15 protein-coding genes and 2 pseudogenes are annotated in these 16402 nt (G+C 27.4%); 2 read left to right on the top strand and 15 right to left on the bottom strand.

The genetic code is table 11. The features are described from left to right. The 7 genes and pseudogenes from QIA41_RS06110 to QIA41_RS06080 form a co-directional block, all read right to left on the bottom strand. A pseudogene (locus QIA41_RS06110) lies at positions 1 to 393 on the bottom strand (DUF777 family protein); the annotation flags it as partial. 45 nt (positions 394 to 438) lie between these two features. Next, entirely contained in the window at positions 439 to 1128 is a 690-nt protein-coding gene (locus tag QIA41_RS06105) for a DUF1357 family protein (protein WP_418909520.1), read from the bottom strand. A 28-nt stretch (positions 1129 to 1156) separates the two neighbouring features. Then, the gene (locus tag QIA41_RS06100; RefSeq protein ID WP_418909519.1) at positions 1157 to 2383 is read right to left on the bottom strand and encodes a phage portal protein; all 1227 of its coding nucleotides are present in this window, start codon (positions 2381 to 2383) and stop codon (positions 1157 to 1159) included. A gap of 87 nt (positions 2384 to 2470) precedes the next feature. Beyond that, positions 2471 to 3824, bottom strand: a pseudogene (locus tag QIA41_RS06095) (PBSX family phage terminase large subunit). Then, positions 3821 to 4387, bottom strand: coding sequence for a DUF603 domain-containing protein (locus QIA41_RS06090; RefSeq protein ID WP_418909518.1), 567 nt, complete (start codon positions 4385 to 4387; stop codon positions 3821 to 3823). Before QIA41_RS06090 ends, QIA41_RS06095 begins: the two are co-directional and overlap by 4 nt. Before the next feature lie 157 nt (positions 4388 to 4544). Next, the gene (locus tag QIA41_RS06085) at positions 4545 to 5006 is read right to left on the bottom strand and encodes a DUF643 domain-containing protein (protein WP_418909517.1); all 462 of its coding nucleotides are present in this window, start codon (positions 5004 to 5006) and stop codon (positions 4545 to 4547) included. Between the two features lie 231 nt (positions 5007 to 5237). After that, positions 5238 to 6338, bottom strand: coding sequence for a hypothetical protein (locus QIA41_RS06080; RefSeq protein WP_418909516.1), 1101 nt, complete (start codon positions 6336 to 6338; stop codon positions 5238 to 5240). A 429-nt stretch (positions 6339 to 6767) separates the two neighbouring features. Here QIA41_RS06080 and QIA41_RS06075 point away from each other — a divergent pair, with 429 nt between their 5' ends. Next, complete coding sequence (locus QIA41_RS06075; protein WP_418909515.1) at positions 6768 to 7544, top strand: tyrosine-type recombinase/integrase; 777 nt, start codon at positions 6768 to 6770, stop codon at positions 7542 to 7544. Between the two features lie 5 nt (positions 7545 to 7549). On the opposite strand, the gene QIA41_RS06070 is transcribed toward QIA41_RS06075, so the two are convergent. From QIA41_RS06070 to QIA41_RS06040, 7 genes are all read right to left on the bottom strand, one after another. Next, entirely contained in the window at positions 7550 to 7975 is a 426-nt protein-coding gene (locus QIA41_RS06070; RefSeq protein ID WP_418909571.1) for a DUF261 domain-containing protein, read from the bottom strand. Between the two features lie 57 nt (positions 7976 to 8032). Continuing rightward, the gene (locus tag QIA41_RS06065) at positions 8033 to 9382 is read right to left on the bottom strand and encodes a DUF244 domain-containing protein (RefSeq protein ID WP_418909570.1); all 1350 of its coding nucleotides are present in this window, start codon (positions 9380 to 9382) and stop codon (positions 8033 to 8035) included. An 891-nt stretch (positions 9383 to 10273) separates the two neighbouring features. Next, on the bottom strand, positions 10274 to 10897 hold the full coding sequence (gene bdr / locus QIA41_RS06060; RefSeq protein ID WP_418909569.1) for a Bdr family repetitive protein: 624 nt from the start codon (positions 10895 to 10897) through the stop codon (positions 10274 to 10276). Between the two features lie 12 nt (positions 10898 to 10909). Next, complete coding sequence (locus QIA41_RS06055; protein ID WP_418909568.1) at positions 10910 to 11479, bottom strand: chromosome replication/partitioning protein; 570 nt, start codon at positions 11477 to 11479, stop codon at positions 10910 to 10912. A 58-nt stretch (positions 11480 to 11537) separates the two neighbouring features. Continuing rightward, positions 11538 to 12290, bottom strand: coding sequence for a ParA family protein (locus QIA41_RS06050; RefSeq protein ID WP_418909567.1), 753 nt, complete (start codon positions 12288 to 12290; stop codon positions 11538 to 11540). Further along, the gene (locus QIA41_RS06045) at positions 12266 to 12835 is read right to left on the bottom strand and encodes a DUF226 domain-containing protein (protein WP_418909566.1); all 570 of its coding nucleotides are present in this window, start codon (positions 12833 to 12835) and stop codon (positions 12266 to 12268) included. The genes QIA41_RS06050 and QIA41_RS06045 overlap by 25 nt, the downstream gene beginning before the upstream one ends. Before the next feature lie 9 nt (positions 12836 to 12844). Then, positions 12845 to 13948, bottom strand: coding sequence for a plasmid maintenance protein (locus QIA41_RS06040; protein ID WP_418909565.1), 1104 nt, complete (start codon positions 13946 to 13948; stop codon positions 12845 to 12847). Positions 13949 to 14680: 732 nt separating this feature from the next. On the opposite strand from QIA41_RS06040, the gene QIA41_RS06035 reads away from it, so the two are divergent. Continuing rightward, the gene (locus QIA41_RS06035) at positions 14681 to 15730 is read left to right on the top strand and encodes an ERF family protein (protein ID WP_418909564.1); all 1050 of its coding nucleotides are present in this window, start codon (positions 14681 to 14683) and stop codon (positions 15728 to 15730) included. Between the two features lie 148 nt (positions 15731 to 15878). Here the strand turns inward: QIA41_RS06035 and QIA41_RS06030 are convergent, their stop codons facing one another. Then, entirely contained in the window at positions 15879 to 16322 is a 444-nt protein-coding gene (locus tag QIA41_RS06030; protein ID WP_418909563.1) for an Mlp family lipoprotein, read from the bottom strand. Positions 16323 to 16402 lie beyond the last annotated feature (80 nt).

Genomic DNA, 16402 nt, shown 5'->3' with positions numbered 1-16402 from the left:
TTACTTAAATAAATTGTTAATATCAGTAGAAATGTTAGTGGTTCTTATTCCTAAACTCACTTTATCAATTGCTGGAATATTTTTTTCATCGATTATTATTGTTATGCCGTTGATAGCACTTACAATACTATCTAGAATTTTTTTTAAGCTAGTTGTTTGGTTAGCTATTTCAATTCTACTATTTGCTTTTATCTTAACGGTATCAGAAATTAAATTTAAAGTTTTCGGGCCAATTGCGCTAAGTATGTAAAAATGATGTTTATCAAAATGAATATCGTCATTTTTATCAAAAATATTAATGCTTGATTGAAGTAGTATAACAGTATCGCCTTTTGATAGTTCAAAATTGATATTAGAAATATTTTTTGTGTGAATTTCTAAGTCTTCAAATTCTTCTTTGATTTTTGCTATATCTGTACTGGCCATTCACAAACTCCTTTACGCAATGCCCACTCTTTTATAAAATTTTCGATTCTCATAAAACCGTGCTCGTATTTGCTTGTAAGCATTGCTTTTGGCTTGTACAATCTCAGCAAAATTAACTGGAACAAAATTGGGATCAAGCAAGCTCTCTTCTGATTTAGCAATAACATTGCCCTTGATTGAGTCAATAGGAGAAGAATTGCTATTAGCGTTTTTTCTCAATTTGATATTCTCTTTCGCCAGAGAGACAAGTTGTTCTAGTATCTCTCCATCTATATGATCTATATCTGATATTTTAGCAATAGCTTTAATTTGACCAGCTGTGACAAACTTGCGAACAAGTTCTCTGCGTTGAGCCTGAATAATGTCTTTTAGCGTGTATCCTTTTGCAAGTAGGGCCTCTTTATTAAAGTGGCTGCTGAGATGCGCTTTTGCAAGTGCATCAATTTCAGATATGCGATCAAGCTCTAGTAATAATTGCTTTTCGGAACGATCTCTTTCTTGAGCCTCAGCAAGTTCTTTTGCTATTCGCTCATTTATACTTAAATCTCGAGTTGTCTCTTTGGATTTTGCATTATTTGCTTGTTCTTTAAAGCGTATATACTCCTCATATTCCCCAGCGCTTATTACTTTAGTATCAGATTTAACTTGTTGAACTTCTTGAACTTTCTCGTCAATTATTTCTTTTTTTTCATTTTCTATCACTTTTCAACTCCTTTTCTTAATCCTTTTCTCAAAATGAGAATAATTTTTCTTTTAAAAAAGCTCGCTCCTCATTACTAAAAGAACTGCTTTTTATAAGCTCGTTATATTTGCTGTAAAGCTCAATTAACTTAATATCTCTTTCTACCTTTTGATCTTCGCTCAACATAATTAGTGAATTGAACCTCATATCAAGGCCAAAATACTTATTAAGCTTTAAATTACAAGAATTCTCAACTTGTTCTTGTACGCCCTTTAGAAAATCGTAATAATTACTCCTATCGCCTTTACCATCACTTCCGAGTCCTTTAGCCTGCTCATTAAAACTTCTGGTTAAAGGCTCCTTAGTATCAGCACCGATTTTTGCTTTAATTAATGCTAAAGCCTCTTTTAAATAAGTAAGGTCATACTTAATAACTTCTAAACTAGCGCTAGGAGTAGCTGTATAAAACATTCCCTCATTACTAAGATTGTTCTTAAGCCTAGTAAGTTCATGTGCCAATGAGTCATTAAGACTGCGTAAATTAGAAATATCTTTACTGTGATTGTTTGTATTTTGCCTCTTTAAAAAGGAAGATAAAAAACTATTTCCTTTTTCATTATTGCTGTTTTGTGTAAGAGAGTTCAAAGAAGTTGTCGCGCTTGAGAGTGCATCTTGTAGCTGTACTAAAGACTCATCTTTGTAAAATAAAAAATTGTGATTTTCAATACGTTTTTCTATTTCAACGTATATCTTCTCAAATAAGTAAATATCTAACAAAAAACTTTCCGTATAACACGGAACATATCTTTTTAAGATATAATCGAAATTTTCATATATTATGAGTCGACTTTTGTGTATTTTAACATCATTAAAAGAATTATCCTGATTATTGGCTTTTACCTTGTAAGTTACATAATCAAAGTTAGCTCCCAAATCCCTTACATATTCATAATCAAGGTATTCAAATCCAATAGGTAGCTCTATATTAACAGGATTTTCAAGGTCTAATATTAAATCTTTGGTTTTTACTAAAATATATCCAATTCCATGAAAACGGTAGCTTATAATACAATTGAGTAAAGCATTTTTAAGCTGCACCTTTAATCTAGCAAGTTCTGCTTCACTAATATTTTTAACAGTACTCTCAAGAATAATTCCGTTCTTGAGGCAATCTTCCGCTACATTTTCTATGTAATTTCTAAAAAATATTGAGTATCTATATAATTCTAATGGATTTATTTTATCTACTAATTTTGCTTTTCTTAAATTACACATTTTATTACTTCTTATTAAATAACTTTTTATTTATTCTTATTTAATTACATATATGATAGCAAAAACCAATATTTTTGTCAAAAAAATTTACAAAAATTTTTGATTGCCAAAATGGACAATTCTATCTTTATATCCTAAAGATAGCATCAAATATGCAGCAGATATTGCATCAAGCGCATCATCGGGGGTTTTATTATCCCCTTTATAAGCGTAAATATCGCTAAATACAGTAGAACTACTATACTTTGCAATATAAAGTTTTTTGTAAGTAAAAGGTGTAATTAACGACGCTATTCTACTAAATTTATTAGACTTTGGCTTAACTGGAGCAATTCTGAAATATTGACTCATACTCTTTCTAAGAGTCATATATTCACGCGTCAATCCTCCAGAACCTTTAGTATTATCCCTATCTTCTAAGTAAAGCGTGTGTACATTGAAATTCTGTAATACGGTCTTGACCATATTCATAATATACGGATCATTAGCCGGTCGTTTATCTTGAAATATAAACGCATAATACTTATCATCAACTCTCTCCATAACACATAAAGCGGTATTATCACCCCCAATACTAAACGCTGGGTCTAAATATGCTATCGGACTAGTAAACACATAATCTTGGGTAATATTAATTTCTGTGAAAATTGAGTCAGCACTTGCTATCCACTCTCCTAGTAAAACTCTTGCCTTGTATGCAGGTATATCTTTATAGAGTTTCTCTTGCGTTTTGATAAATTCTTTACTTAGTAGAACATTATCGTAAGTTGTAAAATTATATGTCTTAAAAGTTGCTACATTATCAATATAATCGGTTTTGAAATAATGTTCTGGATGATCCGGATTGGTATCAAAAATAATAGTTTCTTGCCCACGCCTTAGTCTTTTCAGCACTTCTTTTAAAGTTTGCTTATGTAAAGTAGTAGCCTCATTTACAAAAATAAGCGCTGAATTACTACCCCTAAACCTTCCAAAATCACTTGCCTTGCTCCCACCGTATAAATTAATTCTCAGCGAATCAATCAATATATATGAATTGTTCCTATGTCTGGGAATATAAGAAATATTTAAAAGTTTGCATAGCTTTTCAAATTGCCCCAAAACATTAACTTCAACTGAGCGTTGAGAATTCCCTATGATGAAATTATTGGTATCACTAGAGTATAACTTTTTATTTACAAGTAAACTCTTGAGAAATAAATAACATGCAAGATACGTTTTGCCACTAGCTATTCCACCACTGAGTATAATTTTCTTTTCGTTGTTCTTTTGGATACTTTTTATCACACTCTTTTGCTTTACAGTTAAATATTTCTCTTCAAATTTATCAAAATTAGCCAAAGGGGGGGGGTGACTTTATTAATTTAGATATGTCAAATCCAAGCTCTCTTTTGAATTCCTTTTGCAGTGTTTTAAAAAATTCTGTTTCGTATATATTCACTTGTACCCCTTACTACTTTTGTAGTTATTTTTACTCTCAACTTCGTAAGCAGAAGTTAGCTTTTTAATACACTCATAGTAAAGCCCCATTTCCCTTATTGAGTACTCCTTTATCAGGTCATTAAGATCGCTTTTTAGAGAATTAATTTTTTCATTAAAATCTTTTTCATTTTTCTTATTACATTTTTTGCTTAAAAAGGCAATTTTGGATTGTAAATCTTTTATTTTTGAATGCATACTAGCAAGTTCAATGCTAGAATATTGTTTAAATGCTCGTATAAATCCCAATTCTAAATTGGAGCGCTCTAAATCTAATTCGCCCTTAATTTTTATAGCTTTAGCCCGAGATTTAAAAGCTTGTGTCATAAAGTATTCAAAAGTATCTTCACTAATCGTTACTATAGAATTCTCGCCAACAAAAGTTTCCCCACTTTCCCATTTTTGTCTCATTCTCCATACATTTACTCTAGAAACCCCCAATTTCGCCGCTATTTCTCTATCATCCAATAATCCCTCTCTAAAATAGACAACATAATCATCAAAAGACCGTTTAACTTTTTTCAAAAATAGTTTCCTAGAGTAACAAAATTAACAAATTGTTACTCTAAATAGTAAAGCAATTTGATGAATTGTTAACATAAACTGATAATTTCTTGATATCTATTGGGGAGTATTTAATATTTATTGGCTTTTATTGATTTAGGAACAGTAGTTTGCTAATTTATTGCATTTTAATAAACCTTGACTTTATAAGTTTGTAAAAATATTTCATTTCATCCATAAGATTATTACTTGTGAAAATTTCTTTATCATAGTAGTGTATGCTTATAAATAACATATCTCTAAATTTTTCAATCACATGTGGTTGGTTTCGTTCTGATATTCTTCGTATTATATTATAAAAAATCTTATTAACAAAAAGTAAAAATTTGCCAGAAGCATATTTATCTTCTTCTAATTTTTCCAAACATTTTTCTAGCATTCCTTCCTTGTAGCTATAATTAATCTCAACATTTTTGGAATTTCTATATTTTTCTATTAGATATTTATCTTTTAAAACTTTTTTAATAAATTCTTTTACGGGTTCTAAAGGCCCATTTATTGCTTCATAAACACTGCTTCTTTCCCTTTTTGTCAAATTATCCAAAACATCATAAAAATCAAAAACTTTATTAACATTCATATTATCTATAATAATAGAGCAAAAACATAATATTTTGAATAATGATTATGTTATTTTTAGTTAAAAAAATATCTTAAATAAAAAAACAAGACTAGCAAAAAGTCTTGTTTTTCATATTTTATGCTTTTAAAACCATTTTTTATTACTTTTTTTTCTTAACTTTCAGACTCTTACCCCAATACTTTTAAGTTCTTCTTCAATCTTTTTAAGTATCGCAGTTCACATTCTTTGTTACTCTTTGATATTTATATAATCACTAGCACTCAAACCACAACCATCACTGCTTGGATCCATTTTACATTTTACAACTTTTTTAAGTCCCTCTTTATTGTCATTACTTTCAAGATATTCTTTTAGTTTTCTTAAAGAATCTTTCACTTTTTCTAAATCTTCCTTAATATCACTAATTATTACAATATCTTTGTTTTTTTCAATATTACCTTCTTTTATTTTTATTTTAGCTCTTAGGCCTTTTCTATCTTCTTCTAGTTTTTTAATAAGACTTTCTAATCCGTTTTCTTTTTCTTCTAAATCAAGATACTCGCTCCAGTCGGAATAAACAGAACTATCGCTTGAATTACTACTAGTAATATCGTCATAAATAGCACCCGTAACTTTATCTTCAACTTCTTTTCCAGATACTTCTATTCTCTCCTCAAAATATGATTTTGGATTTATACTATCAATATCGCTAGTTATCTTATCTATCTTTCTTGCAATTTCTAAAATTTTATTTTTAGTTACTCCCTCAAGAAAACTTTCGCCTGATTCTGATTCTATTAATTTTCTTCTTTCTTCTCTTTGCTTTTTCCGTTCTTCCATTTTTTTCAGTTCTTCAGCATATTTTTCTCTTCTTCTTCTTCTTAAGTCCTCTTCCCTTTTTTCTCTAGCTTTTTCTTCTTCTGTTTTTTCTTTAACTACTGGTTTTGCTACTACTGGTAATTTTGGCATTTCTGGTAATTTTGGTTTTAATGTTTCTGCTATTTCTAATTTTGGTTCTTTATTTTCTAAAGTTATAGGTTCAGGTTTTAAAGCTTTAACATCTTCATTATCTTTTAAATCATTTTTGAGATTTTCTTTTTCTTCTAAATTAGAATCTTTCTTATTTTCTTTTTTCTCATTTAATTTTTCTAATTCTTCTTCTTTTAATTTTTCTGCTATTTCATCTGAAATAATTTCTTCTACTTTTTCTAAAAATCCCTCAACTTTTTGTTCTGTTTGTTTTATCCCTTGCTTAACTTTTTTTTCTACACCTTGCTTTAAATCTGCATCATTCTTACAAGAACTTATCAGTGCAAAAACAGCACAAATAATCAATATTTTTTTCATCATAAGTTACTCCTACGAAGATAAGCTTAATGCAATACTCAATAATTACAATTTTTTTAAAGATTTAATTAATTAATTTTGTTACATTTTGTGTTACATATTAACAAAATGAAAATGTAATTTTAATCAACTCCTGAAAATCTCTCCATTGCAAATGACTGACTCACTACAAAAGATTACAAAAGACATACAAATTAAATTTCAGAGTCTTTGCTATATATCACACAAAGTATCATGTCTTTCTTGTGTGCCCCCCTTAAAATCACCACTTCTGTTTACTGCAGCTATTCTATAGCTCAAATTCTTCATGCAATGAGAGCTAACAAAATTTGACTAAAATTTTTTGTTTTTGGTAAAATAGAAATTACAATTTTCATATATTTTTATTACTTTTACTTAATTTAAAAGTAACACTTGTAAGGAGGGGACTTTATGGACTTTAATAATTATCTTAATTTAAATAAAGATTCTACAGATTTAATCTTGAAACTCATAAAAGATTATCAAAAAGTTATAGATGAAAATAAAATTCTTAAAAATACTCTAAAAAATTCAACTAAAAATAAAAAAGAAAATCTAAAACCCAGTCCTAAATTTTACTTAACTCCAAAAACCAGCAAAATAATCATAAAATGCATTAAACAACTAAAACAAACCGATCCAATATCTGGCTGGTTTGTATATTTGCTTTTAATAAGTGGCTGCAGGGGCACTGAAATTCAAAAAGTAAAAATGCAAGATATAACACAGTTATCAAGTAAAACGGGGGAAACTTTTTACAATATAAAAGTAAATGTGGCAAAAAAAAGACAAGTCACTTGTATTAGAGAAATTGTTATTAATTCTAAAGAATTCGGCGCTATTCAAACGGCACACAAAAATCACTTCGAAGAAAAAAATCTTGATACTAGAAGAACTTATCTTTTCCAAAAAACCAAACATAAATTTAAAGATAATCAAATCGACATTATACATATTTCTAAAAAATTCAAAAATCTTCTTAAAAAGTCGGGCTTTAAGGCGAATAAATCACTTCATTTATGTAGAAATTTGTTTATTTCAAATTTAAAATCCAATGGCTATAATTCTTTCCAAATTAAAGAACTTATGAAATATTATTCAACATCTGAAATTGATAATATCTATGGACTCTCTTCTGCTAACAAAATTCAAGCCTATAAATTAGCCAAAAATAGCTTAAAGCTATAGCGGGGCTATTTTAGCCTAAATATACGTTTTGAAGTTACTTTAAATTCTTTTCCGCGGGGTTTTAAATTAAGCGAATCGTATAATATCTCTTGTCTTTCTGTAGCAATAAAGTGAAATCCAGCAACTCCCTTAATTTTAACCTCACTAATTTCAAACTCATTAGCAGTCCCAAAATAATTAAAAGCCTCATATCTCACGCTGCTTCTAATTCCATAGTAATTAAGTATCATACATGGATTTTTAATAAAACAATTGCTTCTAATATAATCAAGCCCTAAAAATCTGTAATACGCTGCATTTATATCAAAAACGTCAAATTCCATCTTCTTAAGTACACTTGCATAGTAATGTAGACACAAGAAATAGCAACCCCATTTTTGTATCTCTACTATTAAACCCTTATTACTTTGCTTTATTTTACTAATATTCATTAATTAAACCTCCGATTTTAATTTATTTTTTTAATTCTTTTATTTTAGTGCCCCCACTCAAAAGGGGACACTATTCGCATACGACATATTGCTTATACTGCTTGGGAAAAAGGCTTTACGGCCTATTGAAGAAAGTTCCGTAAATCTATCCGCTATTGCCCTTTTCTTGGCGTCATAATTGAATATAAATTCCTTAAATCTATAATTTACGCTGCTATTAATCAGCGGATATTCCTCCAAAATCTTGTCAATTTTAATCTTGAGTAAATCCTTTATGGGTTTTTCTCTTTTTTTGTTTTCATTTTGAATTTTATTTAATTCTGATTTTAAATTTTCAATCTCGATAAGGCCATTCTCAAGGTTTATAGCTGACTGATCGGTCTTAATCTCAAGGTCTATACACTCAACATACTCTACAAATTCATTTACCCAATTAAACTCAACTCCAGATTGATAAAAATCACTCTTTACTACCAACTCTTCAATCTCTTCAACAAGATTAATAAACGTTTCATTATCATAATCACTTGCAATTAATAAATTAATCCCATGGTTTTTAGCAATTTCGTTTCTTATATTAAAAATTTCCCGCTCACATTTTTGAACAAATTCTAAAACTTTTGATATTAAAGAGTCATTTCTTTTTATCTTACAGTTAACTGGTGTAGCGTCTATCAAGAAGAATAAATTACAATGCTCAAGTCCAGTACATGCTAATTGTATTTGTGCTTGCACATAATATTTGAAAAAATACTTACTACTTAAAAAATTACCATTTTTATTGTACTCCGCTATAGCACTACTCATATAATTAGAGTCACTACTTTTAATCTCTAAAAGTTCTTTATTGCCTTCCTTATTAATAAACCAACCGTCAATTGTTGAGCCTACTAAATTTTCTGAACCATTTATTTTTTTTGAATAATTATATTTATCAACACCGTTGGCATATTTGTTTTTGTATAGTACATCAATATCATCACCATGTGCTTTAACAAATTCTCTAAATCCTAAATTTTCTAACTCTTTACCCTTGAGCATATATAAATTCTCTTCAAAAGGCATACTCATACCAAAATATTTAAGCACTCGGTTGATCATTAAGTCTTTAAGTCCAGCTCCACCAATTAGAACAGTGCCCACTTCACTAGCCCCATATTTGTCGAGTTTGTTTCTTTGTACGCTAAAATCAATATTTCGATTAAATTTAAAACATTCTTGCTTACTAATTCCGGGTAATTTTTTGCCTATCTTGCTTAATTTGCTTTTTTCTTTAACAACAATATTTGGGGTTTCTTCAAGCATTTCACAACCAATAAAACTTTGTTGCTCAAAATTCCTCATTTTAGATACTCCATAAATATTTTCTTGAATATTAAAATTATTATTTTTTGAAACTTCTGTCATTTTAAGTTTCCTCCTAGATTAAGTTAATAATAAATATATAGCAAAAACTATTTTTGACAATTTTTTTACAAAAATTTTTGCAAAAAGAAGTGGGACTTAACGAAATTCTTTTATTAGAAAATCTGTTAAGTCCCAACCCAATCAGATTAATGATTAATTTTGATTTATGCAACATTATTTTTAGCTATATATATTATATGGCAAAAACTATTTTTGTCAACTTTTTCTTAAAACCGGTGGGACTTAACCAAATTCCCTTTTTAGAAAATCGGCTAAGTCCCACTAAAATGTAAATACCGAAAAATCAAAAAATTAATTTTATGCCTAAACCTGAAATCAACAGACATTCGGAAAAATACACATAAAATATAATCTGTAAACAGATTATATAACAAAAACTGTTTTTGTCAAGTTTTTTATAAAAACTTTTTTGTAAAAAATAATATGGAGAACTTATAAAAAATCTCTTATGAAAGAAATTCCATAAATTCCCACTACTGATTTTTTGGAAAATTCTAAATAAATAACCTTCGTTGATGTTTATGCAATCAACGTTATTTGACAATAATATAACAAAAATAGCTGTTGTCAATTTATTTGTAAAACTTTTTGTAAAAAACAGTGGGTACTTTATTAAAATCTCTTGTTAAAAGACTTTAATAAAGTCAAGGGTTTAGCAGAATTTATTATAAAAATAATTCTACTAATTAATCATAGTTCAATTTAGAATTAAAATCAATTTGTCTTTTTACCAAAAAAGAACTTATTTAAATTCTATTGTTAAAAAATTTAAACAAGTTTTAATTTATAATAGATCAAAAATATAATATTCCTTTTTAGTAATATTAAACGATATTATAATGCCGTTTAAAAAAGATAATTATTATTTCATTATTTAATGAATTGTAAATATCTCATAAATAAAGCATTTAAAATTGGCCCAAGAATTGCCGCCGTTAATATCATAAAATGCATTAGCCTATTTCCCATATTAAGATCTTTGCGTAAATTTTTTATTTCAGTGTCTATTTTAGCGTTTAAATTCTTTTCTACAGTGTCAATCTTAGTCTCTAAATTTTTTTCTACAAAATCAATCTTATTATTTACACTATCTATTTTTCCATTAAGTTCGTTTTTTACACTATCTATTTTTCCATTAAGTTCGTTTTTTACACTATCTATTTTTCCATTAAGTTCGTTTTTTACACCATCTATTTTAGTATCTAAAATAGATATATCTTTTTGTAGATTTTTTTCTACACTGTCTATTTTGGTATTTACACTATCTATTTTAGCATTAAGTTCGTTTTTAATATAATCTATCTTAAAGTCTAAATTAGATATATCTTTTCGTAAATTTTTTTCTACATCAATTATTTTCTCTTTTAAATATTCAAAGTTGTAATTATCATTATGAAGAAAAACAAAATCTATTGCCTCCTCACTAAACCCGATATTTAAAAATTCATTTTTTATACTTTCTATGTTATGCGTTCTGTACGCCAAATTGTTCATAAAATCCCTTTATTATCCTTTTAATTGTTTATATTTTTTAAAAATTTTATTAAGAAAATCCTTTTGATTTTCAAAAATCTCATGCATCATAAAGCTTGTGAATTTAGCATGTTTTTTATAAAAATCGTAACTTTCTTGAGTTTTAAGTTGAAATCTTAACGGTTTTATTGGGTTTTGTTTAGATTTTTTTATTGTTTCATTTGTTTTACTCTTAATGTATCTTATGGAGGCCCTTATTCCATTACTAGTGATAAAATTCTCTTCTAATAATCCTGCTTCAACTGCAGTGGCCAACTTTATATATTCATAAGATTGTGTCTTTGCTAATCTAAAATCTGCTAAAAAATCGTTAAAATATTTATACCCTCCTTCTACATAAAGCTTCTTATCATTTATTTTTTTAAGGATTTTCATGGTATCAATAATATTATATATTTCTGATTTAATATTATTTTTTAATTGTGTAATTAATTGTTCAAATTCTTCTTTTCTTTGATTTTCATTACTTTGATCAAGAATGTAATTTAAATTATTTTCTGAAATTCTTTTATTAATTTTTAAGTTAATATTTTTTTTATCCATATTTACTCCTTTATGCTCAATAGGTTCAGCGTGACGAACTTGTTGAGTTTATTAATTTTTATAATTTCCCTAAAAAAGTTTCCAATATTTTTTTATACTCAATAATATAATCTTTTGAAAAATCAAATTTTTCATTACAACCTATTCTTTTATTTAAATCTTCCCTTTCACTTATACATCCTAAAAACCCATTTTTCATACTTACTATTTTCATTAATTGTTTATGGGTAACATTTTTTTTAAATCTTGTTATAACGATAAATACTGGTATTCCGGCCACTTCTTTTATAAATTTCCTCAATGTTTCAAATCCTTCAACTGCCCACTTTTCTGCCGTCATTGGAGATATTACATAATGACTACTAATTAGAGAAATCTTTAGTGTAAAATTCCTTTTAGGATTAGTATCAAGTATCACATAATCATAATTATTAATTATGGAATTTAATTTTGTTTTCAATGAAAATTCGATAGGTAAATGACGATTATCATAATAATAATCCCCATTCAATTCATCAACTGTTATGTAACTAGGTATTAACGCTAGATTATTATCAACATTAATAATACTTTTATTGATGTCCATATTATCTTTTATAACATTTCCTATATTTATCTGAGAAACATTAAAATTTTTAATTTCTAATTCATTATAATAATAGCTCGTAGCAGCAGCTTGATCATCTGTATCAATTAGGAGTACTTTGTGCTTCTGTGACAATAGATTTGCAAGTATTATTGCACTTGTGCTTTTGCCAACACCCCCTTTGAGGCTTGCAATTGTTATTATTTTAGGTTTTTTATTATCCATTTTGTTAGTGGTCCTTGTTCCGGGTATTTTTTCCCATAAAATTCATATACTTGTTTTTCTAAATCTGTAAACATACTAAATAATATTTTGTTGTAGTGATTATTCATTCTCTCTCTATATAATAAGCGGTATAATCCCTTAAAGTAGAAAAAAACGCTACCTGCTTTAAATCTAACTTCCATGTAATATGCCCTTGCAAAACCATAAGATTTTCTATTCCCATTTACTTCATACTTTACAAAAGCTTTTTTTATTGGTTTTCTAAAGCCGTAATAAATTCCTAAAAATTTATCCCCTTCTTTTTCGGGGTATAAGTGAGTTTCTTGAACAATTCTTTCCCCATTAAATAATGCCCTTAATGATACTCTAAATTCATTTTGTTTCTTTTTTTTATTCTCATAAACTCCAAATTTGTATAAATCCATCATTATTGATGTATGGTACATTGCTTTACCACTTTCTTTCTCAATTAAAATAAATCTATCTTTATTTTTGCACTCAACTTTACATTTACCCTTTTTTATTGGCTCAGGTGCAGTTTCCATATTTAATCCTTATATAACCTTTTCGCTAAATTCTTCTATCGTTAACGAATTTTGATTATTTTTTATTATCTCTAATAATTCATTATAATACGTGTTAAATACTTTATTGTATTCTAATTTCTTTTTACTATTTAAATAGTCTTTTACAATTGGCTTTAAAACTTCAATATTTGCCGTATTTTTTAATCGCTCAATGAGGATATTGAAAATGTTTGTTTTTAAATTCTCATAATTTTTTTGTAAATTTTCCCGATTTATTTCAATTGATTTTTCTAATTTGCGCGTTATTTTACTTAAGTCGCTATATTTTTGATACTCAATTATAAAATGCGGCTTATTTTTATAGTTTTCATATATTTTTTTAAATTCTGTTTCCAATTGTTTTGGATTATATCCTTTTTTTTCTAATTCTTTTTGCTTATTGTTTAAAATTTCTTTCAATTTGTTTTGCTTTTCTTTGAAAGAATTTTTGTTAAAATATATATTTTTACTTTTTGTTAGTATAATCTCAAGTTTTTTTGTGTTTTTAAGCATTAGAATTTTCTCATTTTTATTAATATCTAAATTTAAGACAATAGGAAGAATTCTTTTATCTTTGAAGTTACATTTATTGCCATAGCTTATTACTTGAAAATTTTCTATCTGTTTATTTCTTTCTTCTTTTTTATTATTTTTATTACTTAAACACCCGCCCAACTCTACATTACCCTTTTTTGGAAATTTGTCTTTAAGGTAGTTATTAACTCTCGATTTAAATCGAGAGTGTTTTTTTTCTTGAAAGTATTGGTTGATTTTAGAGTGGCACTCACTTTTTTCATAATTAAGGTGATAGTAAATTTCAGTGCCACAATTTACCCCCATGTGTTTATAGTAGTTAGTTGTGACGTTAAATTCTTTTTCTAATTTGTAAAGATATTTTTGCAATGTTCTTAATGTAGTAGTATCTTGACCATTTCTTTTTAGATTTTCATTAAAGTGATAGAGTATGGTTTTTTGCGTATATTTCTTATATTTTTTGTTTATGTAGGCTAGTGTTGAAATAAGAACAATTAATTTGTATTGGTGTTTGTTGTGGCAATTTGGGATTTTTTTATTGGTTGAAACTTCTATCATTTTAAGCTTCCTCCTAGATTAAGTTAATAATAATTAATATTATAATGCATAATTTTGATTTAAAAGTAAATACTTTTCTAAAACTTTTCTAAAAATATTAGATTTTAATTATTAATTTTGTTAATTAAATGCACTTTTTGTAATTTAAAGAAAATAATTTGATTTTAATGATAAGTTAGTCTATACTACAAATATCGTAGGGAAACTTTATTATGGGTTGCCTACCTCGATTAAGTAATTTGCAAGAAATGTAATGTAAGGGTTTAGCTTAGTTCTTTAAGAAGAGAATCTAGCTAAGCCCTCATTTTTTTGTAATAACCCCCAATTTGATTTTAAGTTTAAGTTAGACTATACTACAGATATCGTAGTGAAACATTTTCATATGTTTACCTACCTTTTATTTAGTAATTTTCAAAAAATAATGGTAAGAGCTTAGCTTAGTTCTTTTGATAAGAGAACCTAGCTAAGCCCTCATTTTTTTGATAACCCCAATTTATAATTTAAAATCAAATTGAGATATACTACAAGTATCGTGGTGAAACACTTTCATTTGTTTTGCTACCTTTATTGAAATTTGCAAAGAATAAGAATATAGTGGGTACTTAACGAGATTCTTTAACAAGAGAGTTTGGTTAAGTCCCACTTCTTTTTGCAAAAATTTTTGTAAAAAAATTGTCAAAAATAGTTTTTGCTATATATTTATTATTAACTTAATCTAGGAGGAAACTTAAAATGACAGAAGTTTCAAAAAATAATAATTTTAATAATCAAGAAATGCAAAATAATATCCAAGATAATATTCAAGCAAAAATAAAATTCAGAAAAGATATGAAAACCCTAAGAATGAATTTGTCGGGTATTGACAAAAGTCTTAACGGATATGGATACAAATATCAGAATTTCAATGACATAGCTAAAGAAATTAAAAATCATAATTTAGACCTAGACTTTGAGCAATTTCCAACCTTTACACACGATCCATATGGTAGAGTTCATGTTATTAGAACTACATTCTACAGTACAAGTACTGATTATGAATTTTCTTTTGATACACCAATACTTACAGAAAATTTACAGTGGAATAGTGAAAATGGTTCTAAAAATATTAATACAGCGCCACAATTTGTTGGCTCAGCTATTACTTATTTCAAAAGGTACGCTTTAGTAGCATATCTTGTGATAGAAAGTGAAGTGGACACTGATGCAGCGCCTATTTACAATAATGATGATAATTATGTTGCCAATAGACAAGTTGGTTTTAATAAAAAACAAGAACAAATTGTTGTTAATCAATATCAGAAAAACGAGAGATTTTATAATCAGAAAAGCAATATTTCAGAACAAAAAAAAGACACTATTCAAGTCCAGAAAAGAGATATTAATCTAGAACAGAGAAAAGCTAATTTTCGCAGTTACGCAATTTTTAGAGAAGCATTGTCTAACATAAAAGATTGTGTAAATGACCCTACAATAAAAGACAAAATAAATATAATTATTCAAAAAATAGACTTTATGGAAAAAATAGACCCCAACAATATTGATGATTACAAAAAAATTGCAGACGATTTAACAAACTTTATTAAGGAAAATGCTGATCTCCAGAGTCCAAAGTTTTGGGCGGAAATTATAAAAGACTATCTAGAGAAAAACAATAAACTGGGTGATATAGATAGTTTTAATAATTTTGTGGATTTTAAGCAGCTCATTTATGAAAAAAGCATATTAAAATTCTTTCTTATTTTAAAAGAAGAAGAAACATTTAATTATATATTCGCATCATAGCGACACACCTACAATATCCTTTCATAGCAAGCCCCCCAATATAGGGGGGTTTTGCTATGGGTATAATTTAGGTGTTTATGCTTAAGCACTATTTTAATTGTTCCAATTGCTCGCAAGACTTCAATAATGTTGGGTGGTGTTGTTATTATTAACCACCAGCATTACAGGTACTATCTGCTTGACTTGCAAAATTATCTATTCCACCGCCAAGCGCACCTTGAACAATTTGTTTAAAAGTGTTTTTCTGTTCATCAGCTTTATCCCCGGTACATTTATCAAGTTCACTTTTTATATGATCCAGTGCCGATTTTATTTTATCCTCATTATTTTCTAAAAATTTATTAAATTCTCCATTTTTAGTTAAAGCGGTTTTTAACCAATCGAGTTGCTTTTTTTGATCATCAGTTAGCTTTTCTCTAAGAAGTTCTTCTTTGGATTTTGGTTTTTCTTGTTGTACTTTTTCTTGGCTTAAATCGCGCTTTTTTCTACTTTGTGATTGTTTGGCATTGTTTTTTAAAGTGTCATTATCATTAGAATTACAGCCATTTAGAACAAGTAAAAATAAACAAAATAATATATTTATAATTTTCATTTTTATCTCCTTTTATTATCTTCAGTACAATACATTAAGTTACAAAAAATATTCTTGTAATTATAGACCCTATTTTTATA

Source organism: Borreliella sinica, from assembly GCF_033969665.2.
In the GTDB taxonomy this organism is placed as follows: Bacteria; Spirochaetota; Spirochaetia; order Borreliales; family Borreliaceae; genus Borreliella; species Borreliella sinica.
Note: the sequence above shows the minus strand (reverse complement) of the source record. Positions and strands in the feature narration are given on the sequence as shown.